Below are 24793 nucleotides of genomic sequence, written 5' to 3' on the forward strand. Positions count from 1 at the left end.
CGCGGCCAGCCCCGCTCAGCGCTCGCGGCCGACGGCCCTGCGCAGCCCGCGGCGCACACCCGGCGGGATGGCGGCGCGCAGGCCGTGCGGGATGCGGTCGGCGACGTACGCCGGGTCCGCGCTGTCGACGGGGGCGTCCGCGCCGCCCTCCTTGCCGGGCTTCTCGCGGCCGCGGCGGGTCTTCTGCTCGGCAGCGACCACCGAGGAGCGCGAGATGGCCTCGGACTCCTCGTAGAGCTCGACGTACCCCTCGCGCAGCTGGTCGAGGGCCTCGTGCACCTCGGGGGTGTCGCCGCCCTCGTCGGCGAGCTTGTTGAGCTCGGTCCAGGTGTCGGCGACCAGCTCGTGGAGGCGCTTGGGGAGACCGAGGTCATCGAGGCTGCCGGAGACGCGGCGCAGGCCGGGGTCGACGAAGCGGTGCGCGTCGCGGATGCGCTCGGACTTGGCGTGCAGGATGTGCTGGAGGCCGAGCTGCTCGCCGGTGTACATGACGGCCTTGGTCCAGTCGTCGAGCAGGTCGCCGTAGCGGATGAAGACCCGGCCGCCGTCGGCGACGGACTCGCGGGTGGCGCGCTCGGTGTGCAGCAGCATGTTGAGCCAGCTGGCGGCCAGGTGGGCCGAGCCGAGCCGGTTGGCGTAGTACTTCTGCTTGGAGCCGACGACCTCGCTGGGCGGCCGCAGCATCGTGGCGAAGACGGGGGTGGCGCCGCAGCGGATGGCAGCCACGCGCCACAGCGAGAGGAACCAGCTCAGCCGCGGGTCCTTCACGACCAGCTCGGGATTGACCGCGAAGTGCCCCTCGAGCCACTCGGCGGTCTTGATCCGCTCGGGCTCGCGGGTGGAGACCCGACCGGTCTCGAACCACGCGTCGGGCCGGCTGTCGCTGACCTGCACGACCGCCTCGCGCAGCAGCCGCGAGTGGTGCTCCACGGCCCAGGCGGGCTCGGCGAAGCCCTTCGGGTTGGTCTCGTCGGGCTCGACCTCGGGCTGCGGCACGTGCAGGCCCATGATCTTCATCAGCCCCGCCATCGTGCTCGTGCCGGAGCGACCGGCTCCGGCGACGAAGAGGACCTTGCGGTCGTACGACATCGGGTCGGGGTCGGCGGGCACGGTGAAGGCGTCAGGCTGGGCACTCACGGGAGGGGACTCTATCCGCCTGAGGGGCTCCGACCAGCACCGCTAGCGTTCTGCCATGAGCTTCTGGCGTCGCGACCGTCCGCTGCTGTCGGTCGTGGTGCCGGCCTACGACGTCGAGGACTACCTCGGCGAGTGCCTCGACAGCCTGCTGGCGCAGACCTACTCCCCCGTCGAGATCGTGGTCGTCGACGACGGCTCGACCGACTCCACCGGCCGGGTCGCCGACTCCTACGCCGCCGCCCACCCCGACCGGATCCGGGTGCTGCACACCGACAACCACGGGCTCGGCGCGGCCCGCAACGCCGGGGTCGAGGTGGCCACGGGCGAGCTGCTGGCCTTCGCCGACAGCGACGACGTCGTGCCCCCGGCGGCGTACGACGTGATGTGGCGCCAGCTGCGCCGCGGTGCGGACTTCGTGACCGGCTCGATCGCGCGGTGGGACGGCGAGCGGCTGGAGGAGCCACGGTGGATGCGGCGGCTGCACCCGCGGCGGATGGCCTTCATCGACCAGCACCCCGAGATCCTGGGCGACGTGTTCGCGTGGAACAAGCTGTTCCGCCGCGAGTTCTGGGACGCAGCGGACCTCTCCTGGCCGGTGGGCGTGCGCTACGAGGACCAGCCGACCACCACGCGCGCCTTCCTCGCCTCGCGTCGTTTCGGCGTGGTGCCCGACGTCGTCTACCACTGGCGGATCCGGGTCGACGGCTCCTCGATCACCCAGCAGCGCTCCAGCCTGGAGGACCTGCGCGACCGGTGGCGCACCAAGCAGATGACGCTCGCCTCGGTCGAGGACTACGGCGACCCGAAGGTGCTGCGGGTGCTGCGCGAGAAGGTGCTCGCCGGTGACATGCACCGCTACTTCACCGAGATCCCCGGCTGCACTGATGAGTGGTGGGCGCTGCTGCGCGACGGGGTGCTGGCCATCTGGGGCGGGGACCGCTCGCTGACCAAGTCGATCCTGCCGCCGGTGCACCGGCTGTGCGGCTACCTGGTGGAGCAGGGCCGGCGCGAGGAGGCCGAGCAGCTGATGCGCCAGCGCGCCCTCGGACCGATCGGTCGCCGGCGTACGCCGGAGGGGGAGCTGCTCGACGTGCCGTTCCTGGACCGGGCCACCCTGCCCCGGGCCGCGCTCGAGGTGCGGCCCGGGGAGTGAGGCGCCGGGGACGAGCTTGCTCGGCCCCGATCAGCGCCGAAGGTCGAGGAGCGTCGACGGGAACGGAGCGCCAGCGACGGACCCGTGACGCGTCTCGAAACCTGGTGGGGGGCCGGTGGGTCCGGTCGACGTCGGGGGCGCTCCCGGCAACCGGCACCCCCTCCCCTCCGTCGGAACCACCCGTCTCGCTCGTCCCTCACGAGCCGGGGGCCAGGCCCATCCGCCCTCCTCCGGGGAGGGGGTGCCGGCCGCCGTCCGCGCCGCGGACGCCGACCGACTGGGCCGTCCCTCAGGTCAGAGGAGCCCCTCGGACTCCAGGAAGTCGCGGGCGACGTCCTCGGTCTTCTCGCGGTCGACGGTGATGCGGCCGTTGAGCTCGGTGAGCTTCTCGGTGGTCAGCGCCGCCATCAGCGGCTCGAGGAGGTCGGCGAGGTCGGGGTGCTCGTCGAGGAACTCGGTGGAGACCGCCGGCACGAGGTTCTGCGCGGGCTGGATCTGCTGGTCGTCCTCGAGGACCACGAGACCGAGGGAGTCCAGGGTGCCGTCGGTGGTGGAGGTCTCGCCGAGGTCGGACTCGCCGTCGAGCACCGACTGGTAGGTCTGGTCGGAGGCGTAGCCCAGCGGCAGGACCTTGGTGATGTCGATGCCGTAGGCGTCGCTCAGCCCGCCCTCGCAGTCCAGGCGACCCTCGCAGTCGGGGGCGGCGGCCAGCACCATCGACTCGCCCTCGAGGTCGGACAGGGTGCTCCACCCCTCCTCCTCGGCGCGCTCCTGGGTGACGAAGAAGGCGTTGGTGTCGGTGGCCTCGGAGACCTCCAGCAAGGTGATGCCCGCGGCGTCGAGCAGGTCGGCGCCGTCCTCGGCGAGCTGCTGGCCGTCACCGGTCTCGAACGGCTCGGCGTCGTCGCCGTTCTCGATGGAGTTGAGGAAGTTGACGATGCCGCCGACGTACTCCGGGACGACGTCGACCGCGCCGGGGAAGTCCTTCATGTAGGCGTCGCGGGCGTCGACCAGCTTGACCGTGGGGTCGTAGCCGGCGTCGGCGAGGAGCAGCTCGTACATCGAGGCCATCAGCGCGGCCTCGGGGAAGGACTGGGAGGCGATCGTGACCGGCCCGCCGGAGCTGGCGGCGGGGGTGTCGTCGCCGCTGTCGGAGGCGAGGTCGTCGCCCGCGCAGGCCGAGGCGAGGAGCAGGGCGCCCACGGCGAGGACGGAGGCCGAGGTACGTCGGAGGGAGCGTCGCAGGGTCATGGGTCCACCGTAGGGGCCGCCGGGGACACCTCGTCCTCACCCGTCCGCGCCCCGGGCGTCCCGGGTGGGGTCACCGCGCGCTGCACCCAGGCGGCCGCGAGCTCGAGGAGCAGCGCGACGAGGGCGACCACGATCGCGCCGGCGATCCCCTTGCCGTACTGGGTGCGGAAGAAGCCGTCGGTGATCACGCGTCCCAGCCCGGGGCCCGCGACCAGCGCGGCGATGGTGGCGGTCGCCCACACCTGCACCAGCGCCAGGCGTACGCCGGAGGCGACCAGCGGCAGGGCCAGCGGCCACTCCGCCTGCCGGAAGACCTGGGTGCCGCTCATCCCCATCCCGCGCGCGGCCGCGCGCACCTCCGCGGGCACCTCGCGCACGGCGGTGTAGGCGTTGGTGATGATCGGCGGCAGGGCGAAGAGCGCCAGCGCGACCAGGGTCGCGGCGCCGCCGCGGCCGAACGGCCCGAGGGTGGCGGTGCCCGGGAAGTGCCCGCCGGTCCAGCCCCACGGGTCCGCGGTGACCAGCAGCGCGAGCAGGGCGAAGGTCGGGATGGCGCGGCCGATGTTGGAGACGTTGACCGCGAGGAAGCCGCCGCGGCCGAGGTGCCCCAGCCACAGCGCCAGCGGCAAGCCGAGGGCCAGCGCCAGCACGAGCGCGCCGAAGGTCAGCAGCAGCTGCTGGCCCAGCAGCTCGAGCATCCCGCCGTCGCCGGTCCAGCTGGCCGGGTCGACGAGGTAGCGCCAGGCGTCCTGGAGGACCCTCATGCGGCCACCCCCCGCTGCCAGGGGGTCAGCAGCCGGCGGGCCAGCACCAGCAGCGCGTCGAGGAGCACGGCCAGCACGACGCACAGGATCGCGGCGGTGAGCAGCTCGGCGCGGAAGTTGCCCTGCACGCCGTCACGGATGAGGTTCCCGAGACCGCCGTAGGAGACCAGGCTGCCGACGGTGGTCAGCGCCACGGTCGAGACGGTCGCCACGCGCAGGCCGGCGACCAGGACGGGCACCGCCAGGGGCAGCTCGACCCTCAGCAGCAGCCGGCCCTCGCCGTACCCCAGGCCGCGGGCGGCCTCGCGCGCCTCCTCGGGCACCGCTCGCAGGCCCTCCAGGAGGGCGCGGACCAAGATGGTGAGGGCGTAGAGGCCCAGGCCGATCACGACCGTGGTCGCGGACAGGCCGGTGAAGGGCACGAGCAGGGGGAACAGCGCGATCGACGGCACGGTGTAGAGGCCGGTGCTGACGCCGAGGACCGTGCCCTCCAGGCGCGGGAGCCGGCGCGCGAGCAGCGCCAGGGGGAAGGCCAGCAGCAGGCCGAAGGTCACCGAGGCCACCGTGAGCGCGAGGTGCTGCACCGTGGCGTCGACGATCTCGGGGCGGTAGTCGCGCACGTAGTCCCAGCAGAACCACTCGTTGACCAGCCGGCTGTAGCAGCGTGGGTCGCCCGCATCTGCTGCCGCGGCGGCGGACACCTGCACCAGTAGGGTCACCGCATGGACGCTACCGGCTCCCCGGAGACGACCCCGATGATCCGGCTCTCGGGTGTCGGCAAGAGGTACGCCGACGGGACCGTCGCCGTCCACGACCTCGACCTGGAGGTCGGCCGGGGCGAGACGCTGGTGCTGGTCGGCCCGTCCGGGTGCGGCAAGTCGACGACGCTGAAGATGATCAACCGGCTCATCGAGCCGACGACCGGCACCATCGAGATCGACGGGCGCGACGTGACCGGTGTCGACCCGGTGCAGCTGCGCCGGGGCATCGGCTACGTCATCCAGCAGGTCGGGCTGTTCCCCCACCAGAAGGTCGTCGACAACGTGATGACCGTGCCGGTGCTGGTCGGGACGTCGCGCTCCCAGGCGCGGTCGCGGGCCGAGGAGCTGCTGGCGATGGTCGGGCTGGAGCCCGACGTGCACGGGCCGCGCTACCCCCACCAGCTCTCCGGTGGCCAGCGGCAGCGGGTCGGTGTGGCCCGGGCGCTGGCCGCGGACCCACCGCTGCTGCTGATGGACGAGCCGTTCGGGGCCGTGGACCCGGTGGTGCGGGTGCGGCTGCAGGAGGAGTTCCGCGAGCTCGCCCAGCGGCTCGGGACCACCGTCGTCATGGTCACCCACGACATCGACGAGGCGGTGCGGATGGGCGACCGGGTCGCCGTCTTCGCCGAGGGCGGCCGGTTGGCCCAGGTCGGGACCCCGCTGGACCTGCTGGCCCGCCCCGCGGACGACGCGGTCGCCCGCTTCGTCGGCTCCGAGACCGGGCTGCGCCGGCTCAGCGTCGTACCCCTGCGGCGCGAGGACCTCGAGCCGCTCGACGGCGTCACCGGCGGTCAGCTGGGCGCGGCCATCGACCTGGACTCCACGCTCGAGGACGCCCTGGCCGCCATGCTGCGCGAGGACCGCGCCATGATCGGCGTCCGCGACGGCGTCGCCTTCGTCGGCGTCCTCACCCCCGCCGGGGTGCACCGGGCGCTCAGGGCCGCGCTGGCGGAGTGAGCAGTGGCAGTTTCACCACCCGGGTGGTGGAACTGGACCTTGTCCCACGAAGTTCCGGTCGACAAGCGGCAGTTTCACCAGACGACTGGTGAAACTGCCCGTCAGTCGACGGGAACGTCCAGGTGCCAGGACTGCGTGACGTACTTCGTCCGCCAGCCCATCGACTCGTAGAGCTTGTGGGCGTGCGTGGAGGAATCGGCGTCGACCTCGAGACCGACCGAGACCCGCCCTCGCCGGGCGGCGTCGGCGACGATCGTGCGCAGCAGCCCCTTGGCGACGCCGCGGCCGCGGGCGCCGTCGACGACGCCGATGTAGGAGACGTAGGAGGAGTCCGGCCCGGTCGCGTTGTGCGAGACGGTGCCGATGAGGGCTCCGACCGCGGGGTGGCGGCCCTCGGGAGCCTCGAGCCCCTCCGGCACGTCGTCGACGAGCTCGACGAGCCACCAGTGGTTCCAGCGGTGGCCCGGGTCCTCGCGCAGGCGGTGGAGGAACTCGCCGTAGGACTCCTCGAAGGAGTTGAAGTGGTCGACGAAGGCGGCCTCCAGCACGTCGTGCACGGCGCGCAGGTCGGCCTCGTCGGGCAGCCCCTGCCCCTCGCGGTCGACCAGGCGGAAGCGGGCGCCCTTCTTCTCCCACTCGTCGGGGTCGGGCACCAGCCCGATCTCCTCCGGCTCGACCGGGCGGCTCATCTGCCACCAGGTGCGAACCTTGCGGAACCCGGCGCTGTCGAGCCAGGCGTGCTGGCGGTCGTCGTCCTCGAAGGCACCGGTGTCGATCTGCTGGGTGTCCAGGCCGCGGGCGGCGCCCACGGCGCGGGCCTGGCCGCGCGCCCACTCGAAGAGCACGTCGGAGCACTTGCGGGCGATCGGCGGGGCCAGCTCGCGGGAGACGATGTGGACGTAGAGCATCCGGCCGCCGGCGCGGTCGTGGACGCTGCCCCAGGCCTGGATCTGGCCCTCGGGGTCGCGGACCACGACGTTCTCGCGGGTGCGCAGCCCGTGCTCGGAGACCTCGACCAGCACGTCGTCCACCGACGCCCCGGCCCAGCCGCGGCCGTGCCGTTCGTGGGCGCGCAGCAGGTGGGTCAGGCGGGCGACCTCGAACCGGTCGGAGGCGTCAGGCGTCCCGATCTCCCAGCCGTCGGGCAGGGGCGGGTCGGAGACGAGCTCCTCCGGGTCGCTCTCGAAACGGCTCTCCTCGGGGATCACGCCACCACATCATGCCGTAGTCGGCTTCACCCCTGTGGCCGGGTGTGGTGGGAGGGGCTGGTGGGAGGCCGATCGGGATAGTCCGCATCACATCTCACCCTTACTGCGCAGTAAGGGTGAGATGTCATTCGTCGTATCCCGGCTCGGCGCCGGATCAGGCGTGCTTGCGCTGCCCCTCGGCGGCGTGCCAGGCGGCGGTGACGGAGTCGAGCTCGGCGCGCAGGACGTCGACCTCCTGCTCGAGCTCGGCGACCCGGACGATGGCGTCGGTGGTCTGCTCGGAGGCGGCGTCGAGGGCGCGGGTGGCGACGCGGAGGTCCTCGTCGAGGCGGTCGGTGCGGCGGCGCTCCGTGGCGAGTGCCCGGGAGGCGTCGGCGGCCTGGCGCTGGGTGGTGGAGAGGACGGCGCCGAGGTCGGTGAGGGCCTGCTCGCGCTCGGCGATGCGGGTGCGGAGGTCCTCCACGCGCGCGGCGTGCTCGGCGGCGCGCTCCTCGGCCAGGCGCCGGTAGGCCTGCGCCTGCTCGGCGCGGTCGCGGTTGGCCTCGCGGCGCGACTGCACCAGCTCGGCATGGGTGATGCGGGTGGCCGCGGCACCCAGGACGACGGCACCGGCCGCGGCCAGGACCAGGAGCAGCCAGGAGCCGGACGCGACGGTCCCCGCGACCAGGGCCGCGGAGAGCACCAGCAGCACGGTCGCGACGGTGAGCCGCGTGGAGCGCTGCCGGCGGCGAGCGGCCGAGACCGGCGTACCCGACGTGACCGGTGTGACGGAAGTGGCCGCTGGGGAAGTCATGCCCGCCAGGCTATGCCTCGTCGTCGTCCAGACCGACGCGACACGCGCGCTCCAGGAGCACGCCGCACACCACCACGGCCAGCGCCGCGACCGCCGCGGAACCCGACCACACCACCCGGTGCAGGGCCAGCTCGGCTCGGGAGTCGACCCAGCTCAGCGCGTAGCCGGCGTACCCGCCACCCAGCACGCTGGCGACGTACGCCGCAGCCCGGCCGAACGCGAGCCGGTTGACCGCCCGGTGCGGCTCGAGCCGTCGGGCCCGGTCCCGGACCGAGACGCGGGTGTCCCACGCGAACCTCCCCAGCGCCACCGCCACGAACCCCAGCAGCAGCGGCTGCGGCCACGCGACGACCGGCGCGGAGCCCCCGGCCTGGACCGAGAGCGGGTGCGCGAGCCAGCCGAGGACCAGCCCGAGGATCCCCAGGACCGCCAGCCGGACCGGCGAGACCGGCCGGATCGTGCCCGCGGGCGGCGGTGGCCGCTCGTCGCTCACGTCGGGGAAGTCACTCGAGCTCGAGCGTGAGGTCCTCGCGCAGGGTCAGGCCGTCGACGCCGACCGTGGCGAGCAGGTCGGCGATCGGGCCGAAGTCGGGGATCGAGGCGTCGGGCTCGAGGTCGAACCACGGCTTGAGCACGAAGGCACGCTCGGCGGCCCGCGGGTGCGGCAGCTGCAGGTGGTCCTCGTGGCTGCGGCGGTCACCGACGACGATCAGGTCGACGTCGAGGGTGCGGGGCGCGTTGCGCACGTCGGTGCGCTCGCGGTCGAAGGCGTCCTCGATCGCCTGGGCGCGGTCCAGGAGCCGGTTGGCCGCCAGCGTGGTGTCGATGAGGACCACGGCGTTGAGGAAGGGCTCGGAGCCGGCCGGGGCGTCCACGGGCTCGGTCTCGTAGACCGGGGAGATGCCGGTGACCCACACGTCGGGGGTGTCGGCGATCGCGTTGACGGCCCCCTGCAGGGTGGCCAGCCGCTCGCCGAGGTTGGAGCCCAGGGCCAGGACCGCGCGCCGGATCGGGCGCATCTCGCCGGTGAGCGTGTCGGCGTCGATGATGTGCGGGTTGGGGGTCTCGGTCACGAAAGGTCCTCGCGTGTCCTGGTCGTCGTCAGCGTGACGTCGGTGAACGTCGCGTCGATGGGGGCATTCGGCTTGTGGACCGTCACCCTCGCCCATTCAACCCGGGAGTCCAAGAGGCAGACCTCCGAGATGCGGTGGATGAGGGTCTCGATCAGGTCGACCGGATCGCGCTCGACGGCGGCCTTCACCTGCGCCACGAGACTTCCGTAGTCGACGGTGTCGCGCAAGTCGTCGGAGGCCGCTGCCGGGCGGGTGTCGAGGCCGAGCACGAGGTCGATCACGAAGGGCTGGCCCTCGCGCTTCTCCTGCTCGAACACGCCGTGGTGGCCCCAGCACTCGATGCCGCTGACGCTGAGCTCGTCGACCATCTCAGCCTCCTGCACCGCTCGTCGGGTCCTCCAGCGCGGCCCAGGCGGCCAGCGCGTCGCAGGCCGAACCTACGTCGTGGACCCGCACGGCCCACACCCCGGCCCGGGCACAGTGCACGACGACGGCCAGGTGGGCCGCCTCCCGGGCGTCGACCGGCCGCGGCTCCCCCGCCTCGTCGGCGAGCAGCGACCCGAGGAAGGACTTCCGGCTGGCGCCCACCAGCAGGCGCGGCCCGAGCGAGGCCAGCTCCCCCAGGCCGCGCAGCAGTTCCCAGTTGTGCGCGGGCCGCTTGGCGAAGCCGAGGCCGGGGTCCAGCACCAGGCGCTCGAGGGGTACGCCGGCCGCTACCGCGGCCTCGACCCGACCGGCCAGCTCGTCCCTCACCGTGGGCAGCACGCCCGCGGGGTAGTCGGCCAGGTCGGCCATCCGGTCGGCGTGCGCACGCCAGTGCATCGCGACGTACGTCGCCTCGGAGGCGGCGACCGTCGGGAGCATGTCGGGGTCGGCGAGGCCGCCGGAGACGTCGTTGACGATGCGTGCGCCGGCCTCGAGGGCTGCCCGCGCCACCTCGGCGCGCATCGTGTCGACCGAGACCGTCGCGCCGGCGGCGGCCAGCTCGGTGATCACCGGGACGACCCGGGCCAGCTCCTCGGCCACCAGGGGGCGGGTGGCGCCCGGCCGCGTGGACTCGCCGCCCACGTCGAGGAGGTCGGCCCCGGCCTCGAGCAGCGCCAGGCCGTGCGCGACGGCCGCCCGCGGCTCGACGTACCGACCGCCGTCGGAGAAGGAGTCGGGCGTGACGTTGACGACGCCCATCACCAGCGGTCGGGGCATGTGGGTCCTAGCGGGTGCCGCGGATCAGCGACATCGCCTCGGAGCGGGTGGCGGGGTTGTGCATGATGCCGCGCACGGCGGAGGTGATGGTGCGGGCGCCGCCCTTCTTGACCCCCCGCATCGTCATGCACAGGTGCTCGGCCTCGATCACGACGATGACGCCGCGGGCCTCCAGGATCTCCATCAGCGCGTCGGCGACCTGGGTCGTCAGCCGCTCCTGCACCTGCGGCCGCTTGGCGTAGACGTCGACCAGCCGCGCCAGCTTGGACAGGCCGGTGATCTTGCCGGAGGTCGCCGGGATGTAGCCCACGTGGGCGACCCCGGTGAACGGCACCAGGTGGTGCTCGCACATCGACCACAGCTCGATGTCGCGCACCAGCACCATCTCGTCGTGACCGAGGTCGAAGGTGGTGGTGAGCACCTCCTCCGCGGTCATCCGCAGGCCGGCGGTCAGCTCGGCGTACGCCCGGGCGACCCGCGCCGGGGTGTCGCGCAGGCCCTCACGCTCGGGGTCCTCCCCGATCGCGGCGAGCAGCTCGCGGATCGCGGCCTCGGCGCGCGCGTGGTCGAAGTCCGGTATGTCGCCCGGGGCGCGGTCGGGGGCCGCGATGGTGTCGGTCATGACTGCTCGGTATCCACTCGGGGTTCGCCTGATCGGGTGAGCCTGGACAGGTGGTGGTCGACGACCACCGGCTCAGGGGGCGCCCGGGCCGGGCGGGGCCGGCGGGGTGGGCGGGGTCGGGCCGTCGCCCGGGGTGGCCGGGCCGCCGTGCACGTCGCCGCCCGCACCCGGGGGCGTGACGACCGCACCGGGCTCGGTGGCCTCGGGCGCCGCGGGGGCACCGTTGACCTTGGCCCGGTCACGGATCTCCTGGGGGATCTCGACCGGCGGCATGGCCGAAGGACGGCGGGTCTCCGAGCCGGTCCACGCGGGGCGGGCCGGGCGCATCCGCAGCGCCTCGAAGATGCGCGCGATCTGCTCCTTGTCGAGGGTCTCCTTGTCGAGGAGCTCCAGCACCAGGGCGTCGAGGACGTCGCGGTTCTCCTCGAGGATGTCGAAGGCCTCCTGGTGGGCGGTGGCCAGGAGGTTCTTGACCTCCTCGTCGACGATCGCGGCGACGGACTCGGAGTAGTCGCGGGAGTGACCGAGGTCGCGGCCCAGGAACGGCTGGGAGCCGGACTCGCCGAGCTTGATGGCCCCGAGCCGCTCGGTCATGCCGTACTGCGTGACCATCGCGCGGGCCAGGTTGGTGGCCTTCTCGATGTCGTTGCCGGCGCCGGTGGTGGGGTCGTGGAAGATCATCTCCTCCGCCGCCCGGCCGCCGAGCATGTAGGCCAGCTGGTCGAGCATCTGGCTGCGCGGCTGGGAGTACTTGTCGGAGTCGGGCAGCACCATCGTGTAGCCGAGCGCCCGGCCGCGGGGCAGGATCGTGATCTTGTGGACCGGGTCGTTGCCCGGGAGCGCCGCGGCGACGAGGGCGTGGCCGCCCTCGTGGTAGGCGGTGATGAGCTTCTCGTGCTCGCTCATCAGGCGGGTACGCCGCTGCGGGCCGGCGATGACGCGGTCGATGGCCTCGTCCAGCGCCTCGTTGGTGATGAGCTTGCCGTTGGCGCGGGCGGTGAGCAGCGCGGCCTCGTTGAGCACGTTGGCCAGGTCGGCGCCGGAGAAGCCGGGGGTCCGGCGCGCGACGCTGATCAGGTTGACGTCGGTGGCGATCGGCTTGCCGCGCGAGTGGACCTTGAGGATCTGCTCGCGGCCGGCCAGGTCGGGGGCGTCGACCTGGATCTGGCGGTCGAAGCGGCCCGGGCGCAGCAGCGCGGGGTCGAGCACGTCGGGACGGTTGGTGGCCGCGATGAGGATGACCCCGCCGCGTACGTCGAAGCCGTCCATCTCGACGAGCAGCTGGTTGAGGGTCTGCTCGCGCTCGTCGTGGCCGCCGCCCATGCCGGTGCCGCGGTGGCGACCGACGGCGTCGATCTCGTCGATGAAGACGATCGCGGGGGCGTTCTCCTTGGCCTGCTCGAACAGGTCGCGGACGCGGGAGGCGCCGACGCCGACGAACATCTCGACGAAGTCGGAGCCGGAGATGGAGTAGAACGGCACGCCCGCCTCGCCGGCGACCGCGCGGGCCAGCAGCGTCTTGCCGGTGCCCGGGGAGCCGTAGAGCAGCACGCCCTTGGGGATCTTGGCGCCCACGGCCTGGAACTTGGCCGGCTCCTGGAGGAACTCCTTGATCTCGCCGAGCTCCTCGATCGCCTCGTCACACCCGGCGACGTCGGCGAAGGTCGTCTTCGGCATGTCCTTGGAGATCAGCTTCGCCTTGGACTTGGCGAACTGCATGACGCCGCGTCCGCCGCCGCCCTGCATGTTGTTGAGCAGCCACAAGAAGACGATGAAGATGATGATCAGCGGCAGGAACGAGATGAGGAACGAGCCGAGCACGCTGGGTCGGGAGATCTCGGTGGTGAGCTCCTCGATCTCGCCGTTCTCGACCTGCTGCTGGGCCAGGCTGTAGAGCCGCGACTGGGTGCCGCCGATCCAGTAGGTCATGACCTCGGCGCCGTCGTCGCGCACCCCCTCGTCGAGGGTCGCGCGGATCTCCTGGTCACCGTCGACGAACGTGATCGTCTTGACCTCGCCGGCGGCGATGTGGGCGGTCATCTCCGAGGAGGTGATCTCGTCCCCGTCGCCGCTGGGGGCCAGGAACTGCAGGACGAGGACGACGCCGACCACGGCCACGACGATCCACAGCCAGGGACTCTTGCCTATGCGCTTCACGGACTTCTCTCGTTGTGTGCACGACTGAACTGACGACGGTACCGGTCGTCGCGCCGCCCATCCTCTCAGGCGGCTGGTCGCGCGGTCCCCTGAGGACGGGTCGTGCCCCTGAGCGGGCGCCATGGCGCCCGCTCAGGGGCACGACCCACCCAGTGGGGGGCTCAGCTGTAGACGTGCGGGGCGAGGGTGCCGATGTCACGCAGGTTGCGGTACTTCTCGCGGTAGTCCAGCCCGTAGCCGACGACGAACTCGTTGGGGATGTCCCAGCCGACGTACTTGACGTCGACGGGCATCTGCAGCGCCTCGGGCTTGCGCAGCAGGGTGGCGATCTGGACGCTCGCGGGGTTGCGGCTGGTGAGGTTGGAGGTCAGCCACGACAGCGTCAGGCCGGTGTCGATGATCTCGTCGACGATGACGACGTGGCGCCCGGAGATGTCGGTGTCGAGGTCCTTGAGGATGCGCACGACGCCGCTGGACTTGGTGCCCGAGCCGTAGGAGCTGACCGCCATCCAGTCCATCTCGATGTGGCGCGAGAAGGAGCGGGCCAGGTCGGCCATCACCATGACGGCGCCGCGCAGGATGCCGACGATGAGCAGCTCCTCGCCCTCGTAGTCCCGCTCGATCTCCTGGGCCATCTCCTGCAGTCGCTGCTGGATCTGGGCCTCGGTGAACAGCACGTTGACGAGGTCGTTCTCCACGTGGGCAGAGTCCATGGCGAGCAGCCTACGGCCGGGGGATCGGGTGGGGGGAAGCGGGCGGGCGCACCGCGCCCGCCGCCCTGGGGCGCCGCCCGGCCACCGGGGGCGTCATCGAGCGTGCCGGGCCGATCGGGCCACGACGACCTTGACCTTCTTGGCGCGCGACGGCTTGAGGCCCTCGGTGCCGGTGAAGAGCACCGTGAGGTGGTGGGTGCCCTTGGGCAGCCGCCCCAGGTCGACCTTCACCGAGCCCTTGTCGGAGCGCTTGAGGCGCTGGTTGGCCAGGACCCTGCGTCCCTCCAGCACCTTCACCCGGCCGCCGTCGACGCGGGTCCTGCGGCTGCCGACGTCCACCGTCAGCTTCACGCGCTGCTTCGGCGCGACCACGGGGTCGACCACGGAGGCTGCGGTCGTGGTGGGCCAGTCGCGCAGGGCGAGGGTGATCGGCCCCAGGCTGGTCGGGGCCTTGCGGCGGGCGGTCACGTCGGCGAGGAGGCCCGCGTCGTACCCGCGCTTGACCAGCACGACGTCGTACGTGCCGGGGTCGACGTGGAGGTAGAAGTAGCCGTGCTGCGGGCCGGTGGGACGGTCGCTGGCGTAGGTGAGGGCGGAGGCGACCGGCTCGCCGGTGCGGGCGTCGAGAGCCTGGACCGCGACGTCGTCGATGCCCCTGCCCGCGGAGTCGACCGCGACGCCCTGGATGAGCCCGGCCCTCTCCACCACCGCGGGAACCTCGTCGTGGTCGTCGTGGTCGTCCTCGAGGTCGTCGTGCGCCGACGCCGCGGCTGGCAGCAGCAGCGCCGGGAGGAGGAGCGTCATGACGGCCAGCCGGGCCGGGCGGGTGGTGCGGTGCATCAGGGTCCTCGTCTTCTGCTCGTCGATCGCGGCGCGATCGTCCCCCGCCACGATGGTCGGCCTCACGACCGCGGTCCTGAGGCGGAATCGCTGACTCTTTGCCCGGGCGCGGCAACGCCGGCCCGACCGTGCAGGTCGGACCGGCGTCACCGATGAGCCGGGGTCGGGCGCCTCGACTCAGAGCAGGGTGGGCATCGGCCGGCCCCCACCGAACCGCGAGCCCTTGTCCTTGCCCTTGTTCTTCTTGCCCTTCGACTTCTTGGTGACCTCCAGGGTCCCCGCATCGTCGGACGAGGCGAGGGTGGCGTCGTCACCGGAGTAGCTGACACCCACCTCGTGCTTGCCGGGCCTGAGCTTCGGCAGACGGATCTTCAGCGTGCCGTTGTCGGCTTCGCTGAGCTCCACCTCCACGCTCTTGCGGCCCGCGGTCACCGTGACGACGCCCGTCGGAGCCGCCTCGGCGGCGCTGGCGACCTTCACCTTGACCAGGCCGCGGTTGCCCTCCTTCACCTTCTTCCCCAGCAGACGGGCCCTGGTCACCGACTCGACCGGGGGCAGGGTCACCAGGACGCCGTCGGCCATGGCCGAGCCGTCCTCGTGACCGTCCTTCGACGCAGTGACCTCCGCGGCCAGCTCGGTGCCCGGGTCGTCCTCGGTGACGACGTACGTCGCCTCCGTGGCCCCCTCGATCACCTCACCGTCGCGCAGCCACTGATAGCCGAAGGTCAGGTCCTCCAGGTCCCACTCGCCGTCGGAGACCGTGAGGGTCTCCCCCAGCTCGGGGGTCCCGGTGATCGCGGGCTTGGCGCTGTTCTGCGGCGCTGCACCCTTCTCGACGGTCACCGGGTCGGAGGTCGCCGTGCCCGGGGTGGAGCCGGGCCTGGTCGCGGTGACCTTGACACTGACCGGCTTGCCCATGTCCGCGACACCCGGGGTGTACTCCGCGGCGGTGGCACCCGCGATGGGCGTCCCGTCACGCAGCCACTGGTAGGCGAAGGTCAGGCCATCGGTGCTCCAGGTGCCCTGGCTGGCTGCGAGGGCACCACCCACCACGGCGTCACCGGTGATGGCTGGCTTGACCGTGTTGGTGATGGTCGGCGTCGGGGTGGGGTTGCCACCGCCCGGGGCTGCAGCCACGGGTGCCGTCGTGACCGTCGCGAACGTCTCGTCGAAGCTGACGAGATCACCGTCCTCCCGGTTCTCCTGTCGGTAGTCGGGCCGCTTGCCGAAGGACCGCACCGTCAGGGCTTGTCCCGCGTCGGCCGCGGTCGGGGTGTACGTCGCACCCGTGCCCACCACGGTCACTCCCCGTAGCCACTCGATCCGCGTCGAGGCGATCAGCCCGGGCCAGGTCGCGGGCGTGGCGGTGAGCAGCGACCCGACCTGCACGGTGCCGTTGACCGTAGGCTCCGTCCCCGGCGTGACGGTCGCGCCGGTGCACTGCATCTTGATCAGCAGTGCCAGACGCTCAGGGGGCACCGGCATCTCACTGGTACTGGTGTCGGTGCACCCGGGCCGGGTGGCGTCGACACGGTAGTGCCCCGACTGGACGAACCAGGCGAAGGCACCGTCGTCGCCCAACGGATGCGGGTTGACCCGGTTCGCCGGCGACATGATGGCGCTGCCGTCCGGCACCGCCGCGAACGGACCGCCGGCCGTGTCGGAACGCATCAGGGTCGCCGTGACCCCCGAGAGCGGCAGACCGAACTGGTCGGTCACCGTGCCCGAGGGGTCGATGTAGACGTCGAACCCGGCCGGCGCCGCGCCGTCCTCACAGCTCGAGGGCACGTTCGTCGAGAACGATCCCTCACCTGCGAGCGGGAAGGGTGCGCGCGCGGAGGCCGAGTAGGTGCCCTCGGGCGATTCCGTCATGGAACCCTCGTCGACCACCGTGCCTCCGACCGTGAAGCTGAAGGTCGGAGCCTCGAACCCCGGGCAGCCGAGGACGCTGACGGCGAGGTCGGTCCGCCAGTACATCTGGAGGACGCCGTCCTCCCTCACGTACGGCGCGAACCCGCTGGTGTCCGAGCCCGGGGCCGTGCCGACCGTCGCGCTGGGCGGCACCGCCCGCGGCTCCCTCAGCATGATCGGCGTCGCCGTCAGGTCGGTCGTCTCCCCCGCCACGACCCGGCCGTAGCCCACGCCGGCGAAGAAGCGTGATCCGGACGGCGGGCTGACCCGCAGGGTGTAGCGGTCAGCAGTGTTCTCCGTGCCGTTGGCCACGAGACCGACGACGGTGAACCGTCCCTCGGCGTCCGTGGGCACCGAGCCCGAGCACCGGGTCTGCCCGGACACCAGACGGCAGGGCTCGACCAGGGCGCCGGCCACCCCGGCGCCACCGTTCTCGGCCGTGACCCTGCCGGTGAGGCTCCCGAGGAGCTGGGCTACGGAGCCGTTGAGGACCGAGAAGTTGTACCGACCCGCCCGGCCGCCCGCGTTGAGGCTGTTGCCCACCAGCGCGTGCTGGCCGCTGTCGAGCAGCGCACCGTTCTCGAGCGATCCCGGCAGCTGCACCACGGTGCCGGGAACGTCGGGGGTACCGGCAGTGAAGCCGGCGAGTGCACTCGTTCCGCCCAGGCCGTTCTCACCGTCCGAGGCGTCCCCGGTCTCCCACTGCACGCGGTCGTAGTTGAACTGGATGTCGAAGTCACCGGCTTCCCGGTCTGCCGAGACGGCCTTGGTGAGGATCAGCTGGAAGCTGTTCAGCTTGTCGGCGTGCGAGCCGTAGTAGCCGACATCGGTCCAGTTGACGCACAGCTTGTTGCCCGCCGCGTTCGTGCCGTAGGTGACCACGTTCGAGTCCTCGTGACGCGTGTCGACATCCGCGAAGAACGGGGCGATGATCGGGGGCCCGTCGTAGCTCCCCCCGTCGCCGAAGGCCGACGGGGTGTAGGTGCTGAGACGCTCGCCGAAGGTCACGTTGCCGTTGTTGTTGACGAAGAGCTCGGGGTAGCTCTGCCCGAAGAAGCTCAGCGCGAAGGGCACCTCGACCGGCCCGGTCGAGCCGTCGTCGTTGCGGTCGAGGAACCGAGACAGACAGAAGTCGTGGTCGACGCCGTACTCACCCGCGACGGGCGTCCCGAACGAGGTGAGCTGCCGGGTGAGGGTGATGCTGCCGAGATCCACCGGCGCGAGGTCGTCGCCGACCACCACGGAGCTCGCGGGTGAGGGCTCGCTCGGCATCTCCGCCGAGCCGCCGAGGAAGACCGGCTGCATGCCGGCCCGCAGGTAGCGGAACGTGTAGGTGCCGGCCGGGACGTGCGCGACGACGCGGCCGTCGTCACCTCCCAGGGCCTCCTCCTGCGCGACCCACCTGTCGCCGTCCCACCGGTAGGGCATCACGATCGGGCCGGCGACCGGGTCTCCGGCACGGGTGCGCACCACGGCGCCGACCTCGGCAGCGGGCTCGGGACACCCCTCGCACACCCAGTCGGTGACGAGGTCAGGCATCCGACCGACCGCCAGGTCCGGCAGGGGGAAGGTCAGAGCCTCGAGCGGGTCGTCGACCAGGCCGCCGTCATCGCTCAGGCACCAGGTGGCGTTGCCGTAGTCGACGGACGACCAGACGCACACGGTGTATCGAGCGTCGGGGTTGCTCGTCCTCTGAGTCCCGATGCCATACGTCGGCCCGGTGGCGTAGTCGGTCCCAGCCTGGATGGCCTCACCGTCCGCGATCCGGTAGATGTCCACGTAGAAGTCATGGAGAACCGGGTTGCCACGGAGGTCGACCACGTCACCCTCGATGGTGGCCCCGTCGACGACGATGTCGTCCAGGACGATGTGGCCGGAGGGAGGCGTCACGGCGCGGCGGGCCGATTCCTCGTCACCGACGTTCCCGTAGCAGGCGGTCACACCGGCCGGGCCGTAGGTCCGACCACACACGGAGTACTCCTCCTGGGGCCGGGCGACCTCGAAGGCGAACTCGCCGTCGGCTGCGTCGAACATGCGGGCGTCGCGCCACAGGATCCGCTCGTCGCCGGGCTGCTCCCCCGCCACGTAGCGCACGAGGAACACATGGCGCATGGCCACTGCCTGGCCGTCGTGGTCGACGAACCGCCCAGAGACCCCGACGGTGTCCCACACGATGGTGGGCGCCTCGGCTCTCTCAGCCGGGGCGAGCTCGACGGCGTGGTCCCGGCTCGGACGGTCGCCTCCGAGGCATCGCTGCGAGTACTGACGAGCCGAGCAGACCGTGAAGCTCCCCGGCAGGCGGTCACCGGGAACCGCTACCGTGTAGCGTCCCTCAGCGTTCGTCACGGTACGGATCTTGCGCGCGAACCCCCTTCCGCCGAGCTCATAGACCTTGACGCGAGAGTTCGCGAGCGGCGTGCCGTCGGCAGTCCTGACCAGGCCGGTGAGCGTGCCCCGAGGAAGGCGCAGGGTCCACGATCCGGTCCACACGGTGCGGCCGGGAGCGACGTCGAGGTAGCCGGTCGACATGCGTGCATAGGTTCCGGCTGGATCGACGAATCGGAGCCTCAGAGCTCCTGCCGGGAGGTGCAGCTCGAAGTACCCGTGGTCGACGTCCGGGCCGGCGTAGGTGCGCGCCGTGGCCACGACCTCCCCCTCGCGGAGGGCCTGGACCACGACGTCGTCGACCGGCGATCCGCCCGGAGCGCGGACCTGCCCGGTGACGACCGAGTCCTCGTCCGTACGCCCCAGCAACACCCGGCCGAGGTCGATCGGGTCGCCACCCGTGACGGCGACGCGGGCTCCCGCGCCGGGTCCGTGCCAGCGACTGGTGTACCCGGCAGGGGCCGAGTACAGGAACCGGTACGTGCCGTCGGGGAGCGTCATGCCGAAGGCGCCGTCCTCGCCCGTGACCGCAGTGGCAGCCTCGGCGTCCGGGGCATCGACGTCGTACGCCTCCACGACCACTCCTTGGAGCGGGCCGCGGCTGGCCACGTCCCCGACGAAGCCGTTCACCACCGTCGTCCCCGGCGGATCTGCGTGAGCGGGGCTGGTGGACATCAGGGTGGCCATCACGAGGAGCAGGCCGAGAAGCACTGCCAGGGGACGACGTTCTGCACGTGGGGGCATCAGGCACCTCGGGGTGAGTGGAGTCAGACCCGCGAAAGTAAAGAGAGTGCTAGTACCGCTCGACTAGAAGCAAGGTAAAGAAATGGCCCGTTCGGACTAGACGGGGCCATAGACCAGCCCGAGATAGATGACTACGGGGTAGCCCCGCGGGTACCCCGGCCGGTATCGGTCGGGGCCACCCCCACCCGGCCGTCCCGGCGGAGGCCGCGCAGGTGCCCGGGGAGGTCGATCCACTGCTGGCCGCGCCATGCGGTGACGAGGGAGTCCAGGGCGAGCACGTGCTCGTGGAACAGCTCGGCGGGCGGGGCGCCGGCCTCGAGGGCGAGGCGGCGCAGCAGCCGGGTCCGGATCGCGGCGGGCAGCTGCTCGAGGTCGGCCACGGGGAGGCCAGCAGCACCGGAGGGATGCGCCGGCTCTGCCAGGAGGCGGTCGTAGTGGTGGTCGGCGAGGTCGTCGAGGCAGTCGGCGTCGGCGCGCAGCTGCTGCGCCGTACGTGCCAGGGCGGCGGCGACGCCGGGACCGAGGTTCTCCTCTAGCGCGGGCAGCACCGCGCGGCGCACGCGGACGCGCGCGTAGCCGGGGTCGGCGTTGTGCGGGTCGTCCCAGGCGTCGAGGCCGAGCACCTGGCAGGCGGTGACCGTGTCGTCGCGCGGCAGGTCGAGGAAGGGCCGCCGGTAGACGTCGAACGCGCGGCGCATCCCGGCCAGCGACCGGGCGCCGGAGCCGCGGGCCAGGCCGAGCAGGACGGTCTCGGCCTGGTCATCACGCGTGTGCCCGAGCAGTACGACGCCGGCGGCCGTGTGCTCGGCCACCTGGTCGAGCACGGCGTACCGGGCCCTGCGGGCCGCCGCCTCGGGCCCGAGCCCGCCGGGGTCCACCGTGACCCGGGCCGCGAGCGTCTCGTCGACCCCGATGTCGGCCATCTGCTCGACCACGCGAGCCGCCTGGGCCTGCGAGCCGTCCTGCATCCCGTGGTCGACGGTCGCACCGACGACCCGCCAACCACCGGCCCGGGCCTCGTGGACCGTGGCGGCGACCAGCGCCAGCGAGTCGGGGCCACCGGAGCAGGCCACGACGACGGTGGAGCCGGACGGCAGGTCGGCCAGGCAGCGGCGTACCGCCAGCCGGGTCGCGGCGACGGAGGGGTGCGGACCGGCCATCGGGCTCAGAGGACGCGGGCGACCCAGGCGGCCGGGTCGCCGATCTCGGCCTTCGTGGGGAGGTTGTCGGGGCCGGCGAAGACGGCGTTGAACTCCTCCATGCCGACCTTGTCGACGACGTGGCGCACGAAGGCGGCGCCGTCGCGGTACTGCGCCATCTTGGCCTCGAGCCCCAGCAGCCGGCGCAGCAGCCGGTCGAGGGTGCCGACGCCCTTGCGGCGCTCGGTGAACTGACGGCGGATCTCGGCGACGGTCGGGATCACCGTCGGGCCCACGCCGTCCATCACGACGTCGGCGTGGCCCTCGAGCAGCGACATCACGCCGGTGACCTTGTCGAGGATCTCGCGCTGGGCCGGTGTGGAGAGCAGCTCCATGACCGAGCCGGAGCCGCCGTCGCCCGAGCGGCGCGCCCTGAGCGCCTCGACCACGCGGCCCAGGCCGTCCTCGACCAGCTCGCGGGAGTCCATCGTCGCGGCGAGCTCCTCGACGAGGGAGTGGATGTGGTCGCGCATCCACGGCACCGCGGTGAACTGCACCCGGTGGGTCTCCTCGTGCAGGCACACCCACAGCCGGAAGTCGTGCGGGTCGACCCCGAGCTCGCGCTCGGTGTGGACGATGTTGGGTGCGACCAGCAGGAGTCGCCCCGACGGCTCGTGGAACGGGTCGAACTGGCCCAGCACCTTGCCGGCCAGGAACCCGAGCAGCCCGCCGACCTCGGCGCCGGTGACCCGCCGGCCCACCGCGAGCGAGAGGCCCGAGGGCGGCTTGCGCTCGGAGAGCTTGGCCGCGATCGGCGAGAGGATGGTGCGGAAGCCCTCGGCGTTGGCCCGCACCCAGCCCGGGCGGTCCACGACCAGCACGGGCGCGGTGCCGTCGCCACCGTCGAGACCGGTGAACTCACGCACCAGCGGCGTCGAGCGCTCCGCACCCGCGCGCAGCTCGGTCACGGCGTCGGCGGCCTCGGCCCACGACACCTTGGGGCCTTCCCCCGCGAGCCGCGAACCCAGCGAGACCGCGAGGTCCCAGTCGACCATGTCCGGGACCGTGGCTGGCGCGCTCATGGGGGCGAACCTATCCGGCGCGCCCACACCGGCACGCCGCGAGCGCGGCCGCCGCCCGGTCCAGCACCGCCTCGGCGGTCTCGTCGTCGTCCTCGGCGATCCGGTCGGCCATCAGCGCGAAGACCATCGGCGTGCCGTCCCTCGCCACGACCACCCCCGCCAGGCTGCGCACCCCGCGCAGGGTGCCGGTCTTGGCGCGCACCCGCCCGACGGCGGCGGGCGGCGCGGCGTCGAACCGGAAGGTCAGCGACCCGCTGAACCCGGCGACCGGCAACCCCGGGAAAAGCCCCCGGAGCGGATCGGACTGCTCGGAGGCGGCTGCCACCTGCAGCAGGCCGACCAGCGTCTCGGGGGCGATGAGGTTGTCGCGGGAGAGCCCGCTGCCGTCGCGCAGCCGCCTCGGGACGCTCACCCCGAGCTCCTCGAGCACCTCCCGCACACCGGCGACGCCGTCCTTCGTCGAGCCCGCGCCCCCGGTCGCCAGGCCGACGTGGCGCAGCAGCACCTCGGCGGTCTCGTTGTCGCTGACCTGCAGCAACCGGTCGACCAGCTGGCCGACCGGCGCGGACTCGACCTGGGCCAACGGCGTGGCCCCGTCGGGGGCCGCGGACTCGCGCGGCACGCCGACGATGCGGATGCCCCGCTGGCGCAGCAGGGCCGCGAAGGAGTCGGCGGCGGCGTACGACGGGTCGAGCGAGCGCCCGGAGCCCTCCGCCGGCCGCCCGTCGTCGACCATCAGCGCCGTGATCGGCGCGATGACGTCGCCGCGGTAGGTCTCGGGCCAGGTGGGGTTCCAGGACGGTCCGGAGAACAGGCCGTCGTCGTAGCCCAGCCGGATGCTGCGCACCCCCACCTCCCGCAGCGCCCGCGCCGTGCGGCGGGCGAGGGTCGCGAGGTCGGCACGGTCCGGCTCCGCGTCGGCGTCGGGCCGCCGCTCGAGGAACGGGTCGCCGCCGCCGACCAGCACCACGTCACGGCCGTCGGCGACGACCCGGGTGGCGAAGGTCGTGCCCGGCTCGAGGGTGTGCAGCGCCGCGACCGCGGTCACCAGCTTGGTGGTGGAGGCCGGGGTCGCCGCCCCGCCGGAGGAGTACGCCGCGGGGCCGGTCAGCCCGGCGACCGCCACCGACACCCGGCCGCCGAGGACCCGCTGGCCGAGTGGTCCGGCCAGCGTGCGGCGTACCTGGGCGGGACTGGGCGGCGTCGCCCCCAGCGTCAGCGCCGCTGCGACCGGCGGCTCCACGTCGGGGAGCACCAGGCCGTCCGGGGGCGGCACCTGCGCCGGCTCGGCCCCCGGGTCGGGGTCGTCGACGCCACGCAGGTCGTCGACCCAGCCGCGCACGGTGCTCTCCGCGCGGTCGAGGGTGTCGGGCTCGGCCACGACGACCCCCGCGCCGGCCACGAGGGCCACGATCGGCACCGCCCACAGCAGCCGGCGAGCGGGACCGCGGGAGTGGCGTGGGTCACGTCGTCCCACATCTGCCCCCTCCCGGTACGCGTTCACGGACATTGTGCGCGAGACTGTCCCCGGCTCCCGGGGCGGGGGCACGCTCGCTCGCGCCGCGCGACGGGTGACAAGACAAGCAGACCCGCGGCCGGACGACCCGGTCACGACACGGAGGCAGACGTGCTCGAGTTCGACGTCCTGGTGGAGATCCCCAAGGGGGAGCGCAACAAGTACGAGGTCGACCACGAGTCCGGGCGCCTGCGCCTGGACCGGACCCTGTTCACCTCCACGCAGTACCCCGCCGACTACGGCTACATCGAGGACACCCTCGGCCAGGACGGCGACCCGCTCGACGCGCTGGTCATCCTCCAGCAGCCGACCTTCCCCGGCTGCCTGATCAAGTGCCGCGCCATCGGCATGTTCCGCATGACCGACGAGGCCGGCGGCGACGACAAGGTCCTGTGCGTGCCCGCCGCGGACCCGCGCCTGGAGCACCTGCGCGACATCTCCCACGTCTCGAAGTTCGACCGGCTGGAGATCCAGCACTTCTTCGAGGTCTACAAGGACCTCGAGCCCGGCAAGTCCGTCGAGGGCGCTGAGTGGGTCGGCCGCAGCGAGGCCGAGGCCGAGGTCCACGCCTCCTTCGAGCGGTTCAAGAAGACCGGCCACTGAGCCTGGAGCTGTGAGCTTCAGCGGGGCGCCGACGAACCTGTCGGCGCCCCGCTGCAGTTTCATCGGGGGGCCGTGAGCACCATCGGCGCCCCGATGAACCTCACGCCTCCCGCACGCCCCGGAAGTACCCCAGCGCGCCGGACATCTCCAGGGTCACCGAGCCGAGCCCGGCGCGGGTGAGCCACTGCACCAGCTGGTCGGAGGTGCACATCGGGCCGAGCAGGCCGGCGGCGCGACCGGCCCGACGCAGCGCCTCGAAGCGCAGCCCGGTGTCGAGCAGGATCGTGGACCCGACGACCACGCCGCCGGGCCGCAGCACCCGCCCCATCTCGCGCACCGCGGCCTCGGGGTCGGGGAAGCAGTGCAGGCCGGTCAGGCTCACCACCAGGTCGTACGACGCAGTGTCGAAGCCCAGCGCACCCGCATCGACCCGCGCGGGGCTGACCAGGTGGTCGACGCCGCGGGCGCGTGCGGCGTCCATGGTCCGCGCGAGCATCTGCGGCGCGATGTCGGCGGCCACGTAGGAGACCGACTGCGCCGAGCGCAGCCCTCGCAGCGCCACCCCTCCACCGCAGGGCAGGTCGAGCACCCGCGAGCCGGCCGGCAGCTCGCTGACCTCGTCGCAGACGGCGTACAGCCGGCGCAGGTCGCTGTGCAGCCCGAGCGCCCAGGCGGGTCGCCCCACGAGCGGGTGCTCGACGAGGAAGTCGTAGACCACGCCCCACAGGGGGTCGGCACCCCAGCCACCGGACACCCGCGCGAGCAGACCCATGGTGGAGTG

At 72.7% G+C, this 24793-nt stretch carries 22 protein-coding genes; 3 read left to right on the plus strand and 19 right to left on the minus strand.

The features are described from left to right. Nucleotides 1-15 precede the first annotated feature (15 nt). Nucleotides 16-1137, minus strand: coding sequence for a sulfotransferase family protein (locus tag BKA05_RS15820; RefSeq protein WP_298758932.1), 1122 nt, complete (start codon nt 1135-1137; stop codon nt 16-18). A gap of 55 nt (nt 1138-1192) precedes the next feature. Here BKA05_RS15820 and BKA05_RS15825 point away from each other — a divergent pair, with 55 nt between their 5' ends. Then, nucleotides 1193-2290 carry a glycosyltransferase family 2 protein gene (locus tag BKA05_RS15825; RefSeq protein ID WP_179532287.1) on the plus strand — a complete coding sequence of 366 codons (1098 nt, stop codon included), beginning with the start codon at nt 1193-1195 and terminating at the stop codon, nt 2288-2290. A gap of 294 nt (nt 2291-2584) precedes the next feature. Here BKA05_RS15825 and BKA05_RS15830 read toward each other — a convergent pair whose 3' ends face one another. From BKA05_RS15830 to BKA05_RS15840, 3 genes are read right to left on the minus strand one after another with little or no spacing between them, the layout of a single operon-like run. Next, complete coding sequence (locus BKA05_RS15830) at nt 2585-3541, minus strand: ABC transporter substrate-binding protein (protein ID WP_179532288.1); 957 nt, start codon at nt 3539-3541, stop codon at nt 2585-2587. Beyond that, complete coding sequence (locus BKA05_RS15835; RefSeq protein ID WP_179532289.1) at nt 3538-4305, minus strand: ABC transporter permease; 768 nt, start codon at nt 4303-4305, stop codon at nt 3538-3540. The genes BKA05_RS15830 and BKA05_RS15835 overlap by 4 nt, the downstream gene beginning before the upstream one ends. Beyond that, on the minus strand, nt 4302-5024 hold the full coding sequence (locus tag BKA05_RS15840) for an ABC transporter permease (protein ID WP_343045703.1): 723 nt from the start codon (nt 5022-5024) through the stop codon (nt 4302-4304). Before BKA05_RS15840 ends, BKA05_RS15835 begins: the two co-directional genes overlap by 4 nt. A 36-nt stretch (nt 5025-5060) precedes the next feature. Here BKA05_RS15840 and BKA05_RS15845 point away from each other — a divergent pair, with 36 nt between their 5' ends. Next, nucleotides 5061-6023, plus strand: a complete 963-nt coding sequence (locus BKA05_RS15845; RefSeq protein ID WP_179533261.1) for an ABC transporter ATP-binding protein — start codon at nt 5061-5063, stop codon at nt 6021-6023. 101 nt (nt 6024-6124) lie between these two features. Here the strand turns inward: BKA05_RS15845 and BKA05_RS20385 are convergent, their stop codons facing one another. The 14 genes from BKA05_RS20385 to dacB all read right to left on the minus strand — a co-directional run bounded on the left by BKA05_RS20385 (nt 6125) and on the right by dacB (nt 23370). Further along, entirely contained in the window at nt 6125-7231 is a 1107-nt protein-coding gene (locus BKA05_RS20385) for a GNAT family N-acetyltransferase (RefSeq protein ID WP_179532290.1), read from the minus strand. Between the two features lie 154 nt (nt 7232-7385). After that, nucleotides 7386-8024, minus strand: coding sequence for a hypothetical protein (locus BKA05_RS15855; protein ID WP_179532291.1), 639 nt, complete (start codon nt 8022-8024; stop codon nt 7386-7388). A gap of 10 nt (nt 8025-8034) precedes the next feature. Continuing rightward, on the minus strand, nt 8035-8517 hold the full coding sequence (locus BKA05_RS15860; RefSeq protein WP_343045704.1) for a DUF3180 domain-containing protein: 483 nt from the start codon (nt 8515-8517) through the stop codon (nt 8035-8037). 10 nt (nt 8518-8527) lie between these two features. Further along, nucleotides 8528-9097, minus strand: coding sequence for a 2-amino-4-hydroxy-6-hydroxymethyldihydropteridine diphosphokinase (gene folK / locus BKA05_RS15865; protein WP_179532292.1), 570 nt, complete (start codon nt 9095-9097; stop codon nt 8528-8530). Beyond that, the gene (gene folB / locus BKA05_RS15870; RefSeq protein WP_179532293.1) at nt 9094-9465 is read right to left on the minus strand and encodes a dihydroneopterin aldolase; all 372 of its coding nucleotides are present in this window, start codon (nt 9463-9465) and stop codon (nt 9094-9096) included. Before folB ends, folK begins: the two co-directional genes overlap by 4 nt. A gap of 1 nt (nt 9466) precedes the next feature. Then, nucleotides 9467-10300 (minus strand): dihydropteroate synthase, encoded by an 834-nt coding sequence (gene folP, locus BKA05_RS15875; protein ID WP_179532294.1) that lies wholly within the window; start codon nt 10298-10300, stop codon nt 9467-9469. Nucleotides 10301-10307: 7 nt separating this feature from the next. After that, complete coding sequence (gene folE / locus BKA05_RS15880; protein ID WP_179532295.1) at nt 10308-10922, minus strand: GTP cyclohydrolase I FolE; 615 nt, start codon at nt 10920-10922, stop codon at nt 10308-10310. A gap of 72 nt (nt 10923-10994) precedes the next feature. Further along, complete coding sequence (gene ftsH / locus BKA05_RS15885) at nt 10995-13079, minus strand: ATP-dependent zinc metalloprotease FtsH (RefSeq protein WP_343045705.1); 2085 nt, start codon at nt 13077-13079, stop codon at nt 10995-10997. A 161-nt stretch (nt 13080-13240) separates the two neighbouring features. Then, on the minus strand, nt 13241-13792 hold the full coding sequence (hpt, locus tag BKA05_RS15890) for a hypoxanthine phosphoribosyltransferase (RefSeq protein WP_179532297.1): 552 nt from the start codon (nt 13790-13792) through the stop codon (nt 13241-13243). 93 nt (nt 13793-13885) lie between these two features. Beyond that, nucleotides 13886-14698 carry an Ig-like domain repeat protein gene (locus tag BKA05_RS15895; RefSeq protein ID WP_179532298.1) on the minus strand — a complete coding sequence of 271 codons (813 nt, stop codon included), beginning with the start codon at nt 14696-14698 and terminating at the stop codon, nt 13886-13888. Between the two features lie 111 nt (nt 14699-14809). Continuing rightward, nucleotides 14810-19615: a nidogen-like domain-containing protein gene (locus BKA05_RS15900; protein ID WP_179532299.1), complete on the minus strand. Its 4806-nt coding sequence runs from the start codon at nt 19613-19615 to the stop codon at nt 14810-14812. Nucleotides 19616-19803: 188 nt separating this feature from the next. After that, nucleotides 19804-20832, minus strand: a complete 1029-nt coding sequence (tilS, locus tag BKA05_RS15905; protein WP_179532300.1) for a tRNA lysidine(34) synthetase TilS — start codon at nt 20830-20832, stop codon at nt 19804-19806. Between the two features lie 5 nt (nt 20833-20837). Next, the gene (locus tag BKA05_RS15910; protein ID WP_246289819.1) at nt 20838-21893 is read right to left on the minus strand and encodes a zinc-dependent metalloprotease; all 1056 of its coding nucleotides are present in this window, start codon (nt 21891-21893) and stop codon (nt 20838-20840) included. Between the two features lie 10 nt (nt 21894-21903). Next, nucleotides 21904-23370 (minus strand): D-alanyl-D-alanine carboxypeptidase/D-alanyl-D-alanine endopeptidase, encoded by a 1467-nt coding sequence (gene dacB / locus BKA05_RS15915; protein ID WP_179532301.1) that lies wholly within the window; start codon nt 23368-23370, stop codon nt 21904-21906. Between the two features lie 150 nt (nt 23371-23520). Here dacB and BKA05_RS15920 point away from each other — a divergent pair, with 150 nt between their 5' ends. Further along, a complete protein-coding gene (locus BKA05_RS15920; RefSeq protein ID WP_179532302.1) occupies nt 23521-24012 on the plus strand; it encodes an inorganic diphosphatase in 492 nt (163 codons plus the stop codon). 100 nt (nt 24013-24112) lie between these two features. Here BKA05_RS15920 and BKA05_RS15925 read toward each other — a convergent pair whose 3' ends face one another. Further along, nucleotides 24113-24784: a class I SAM-dependent methyltransferase gene (locus tag BKA05_RS15925; RefSeq protein WP_179532303.1), complete on the minus strand. Its 672-nt coding sequence runs from the start codon at nt 24782-24784 to the stop codon at nt 24113-24115. Nucleotides 24785-24793 lie beyond the last annotated feature (9 nt).

The sequence above is a fragment of the Nocardioides marinus genome, from assembly GCF_013408145.1.
Lineage (GTDB): Bacteria > Actinomycetota > Actinomycetes > Propionibacteriales > Nocardioidaceae > Nocardioides > Nocardioides marinus.

Coding starts and splice junctions, on each gene's coding strand:
- BKA05_RS15830 (WP_179532288.1), bottom strand. CDS start 3,541: ATGACCCTGCGACGCTCCCTCCGACGTACCTCGGCCTCCGTCCTCGCC.
- hpt (WP_179532297.1), bottom strand. CDS start 13,792: ATGGACTCTGCCCACGTGGAGAACGACCTCGTCAACGTGCTGTTCACC.
- BKA05_RS15835 (WP_179532289.1), bottom strand. CDS start 4,305: ATGAGGGTCCTCCAGGACGCCTGGCGCTACCTCGTCGACCCGGCCAGC.
- folE (WP_179532295.1), bottom strand. CDS start 10,922: ATGACCGACACCATCGCGGCCCCCGACCGCGCCCCGGGCGACATACCG.
- folB (WP_179532293.1), bottom strand. CDS start 9,465: ATGGTCGACGAGCTCAGCGTCAGCGGCATCGAGTGCTGGGGCCACCAC.
- BKA05_RS15845 (WP_179533261.1), top strand. CDS start 5,061: ATGATCCGGCTCTCGGGTGTCGGCAAGAGGTACGCCGACGGGACCGTC.
- BKA05_RS15925 (WP_179532303.1), bottom strand. CDS start 24,784: ATGGGTCTGCTCGCGCGGGTGTCCGGTGGCTGGGGTGCCGACCCCCTG.
- tilS (WP_179532300.1), bottom strand. CDS start 20,832: ATGGCCGGTCCGCACCCCTCCGTCGCCGCGACCCGGCTGGCGGTACGC.
- BKA05_RS15910 (WP_246289819.1), bottom strand. CDS start 21,893: ATGAGCGCGCCAGCCACGGTCCCGGACATGGTCGACTGGGACCTCGCG.
- folP (WP_179532294.1), bottom strand. CDS start 10,300: ATGCCCCGACCGCTGGTGATGGGCGTCGTCAACGTCACGCCCGACTCC.
- BKA05_RS15900 (WP_179532299.1), bottom strand. CDS start 19,615: ATGGCCACCCTGATGTCCACCAGCCCCGCTCACGCAGATCCGCCGGGG.
- BKA05_RS15855 (WP_179532291.1), bottom strand. CDS start 8,024: ATGACTTCCCCAGCGGCCACTTCCGTCACACCGGTCACGTCGGGTACG.
- BKA05_RS15825 (WP_179532287.1), top strand. CDS start 1,193: ATGAGCTTCTGGCGTCGCGACCGTCCGCTGCTGTCGGTCGTGGTGCCG.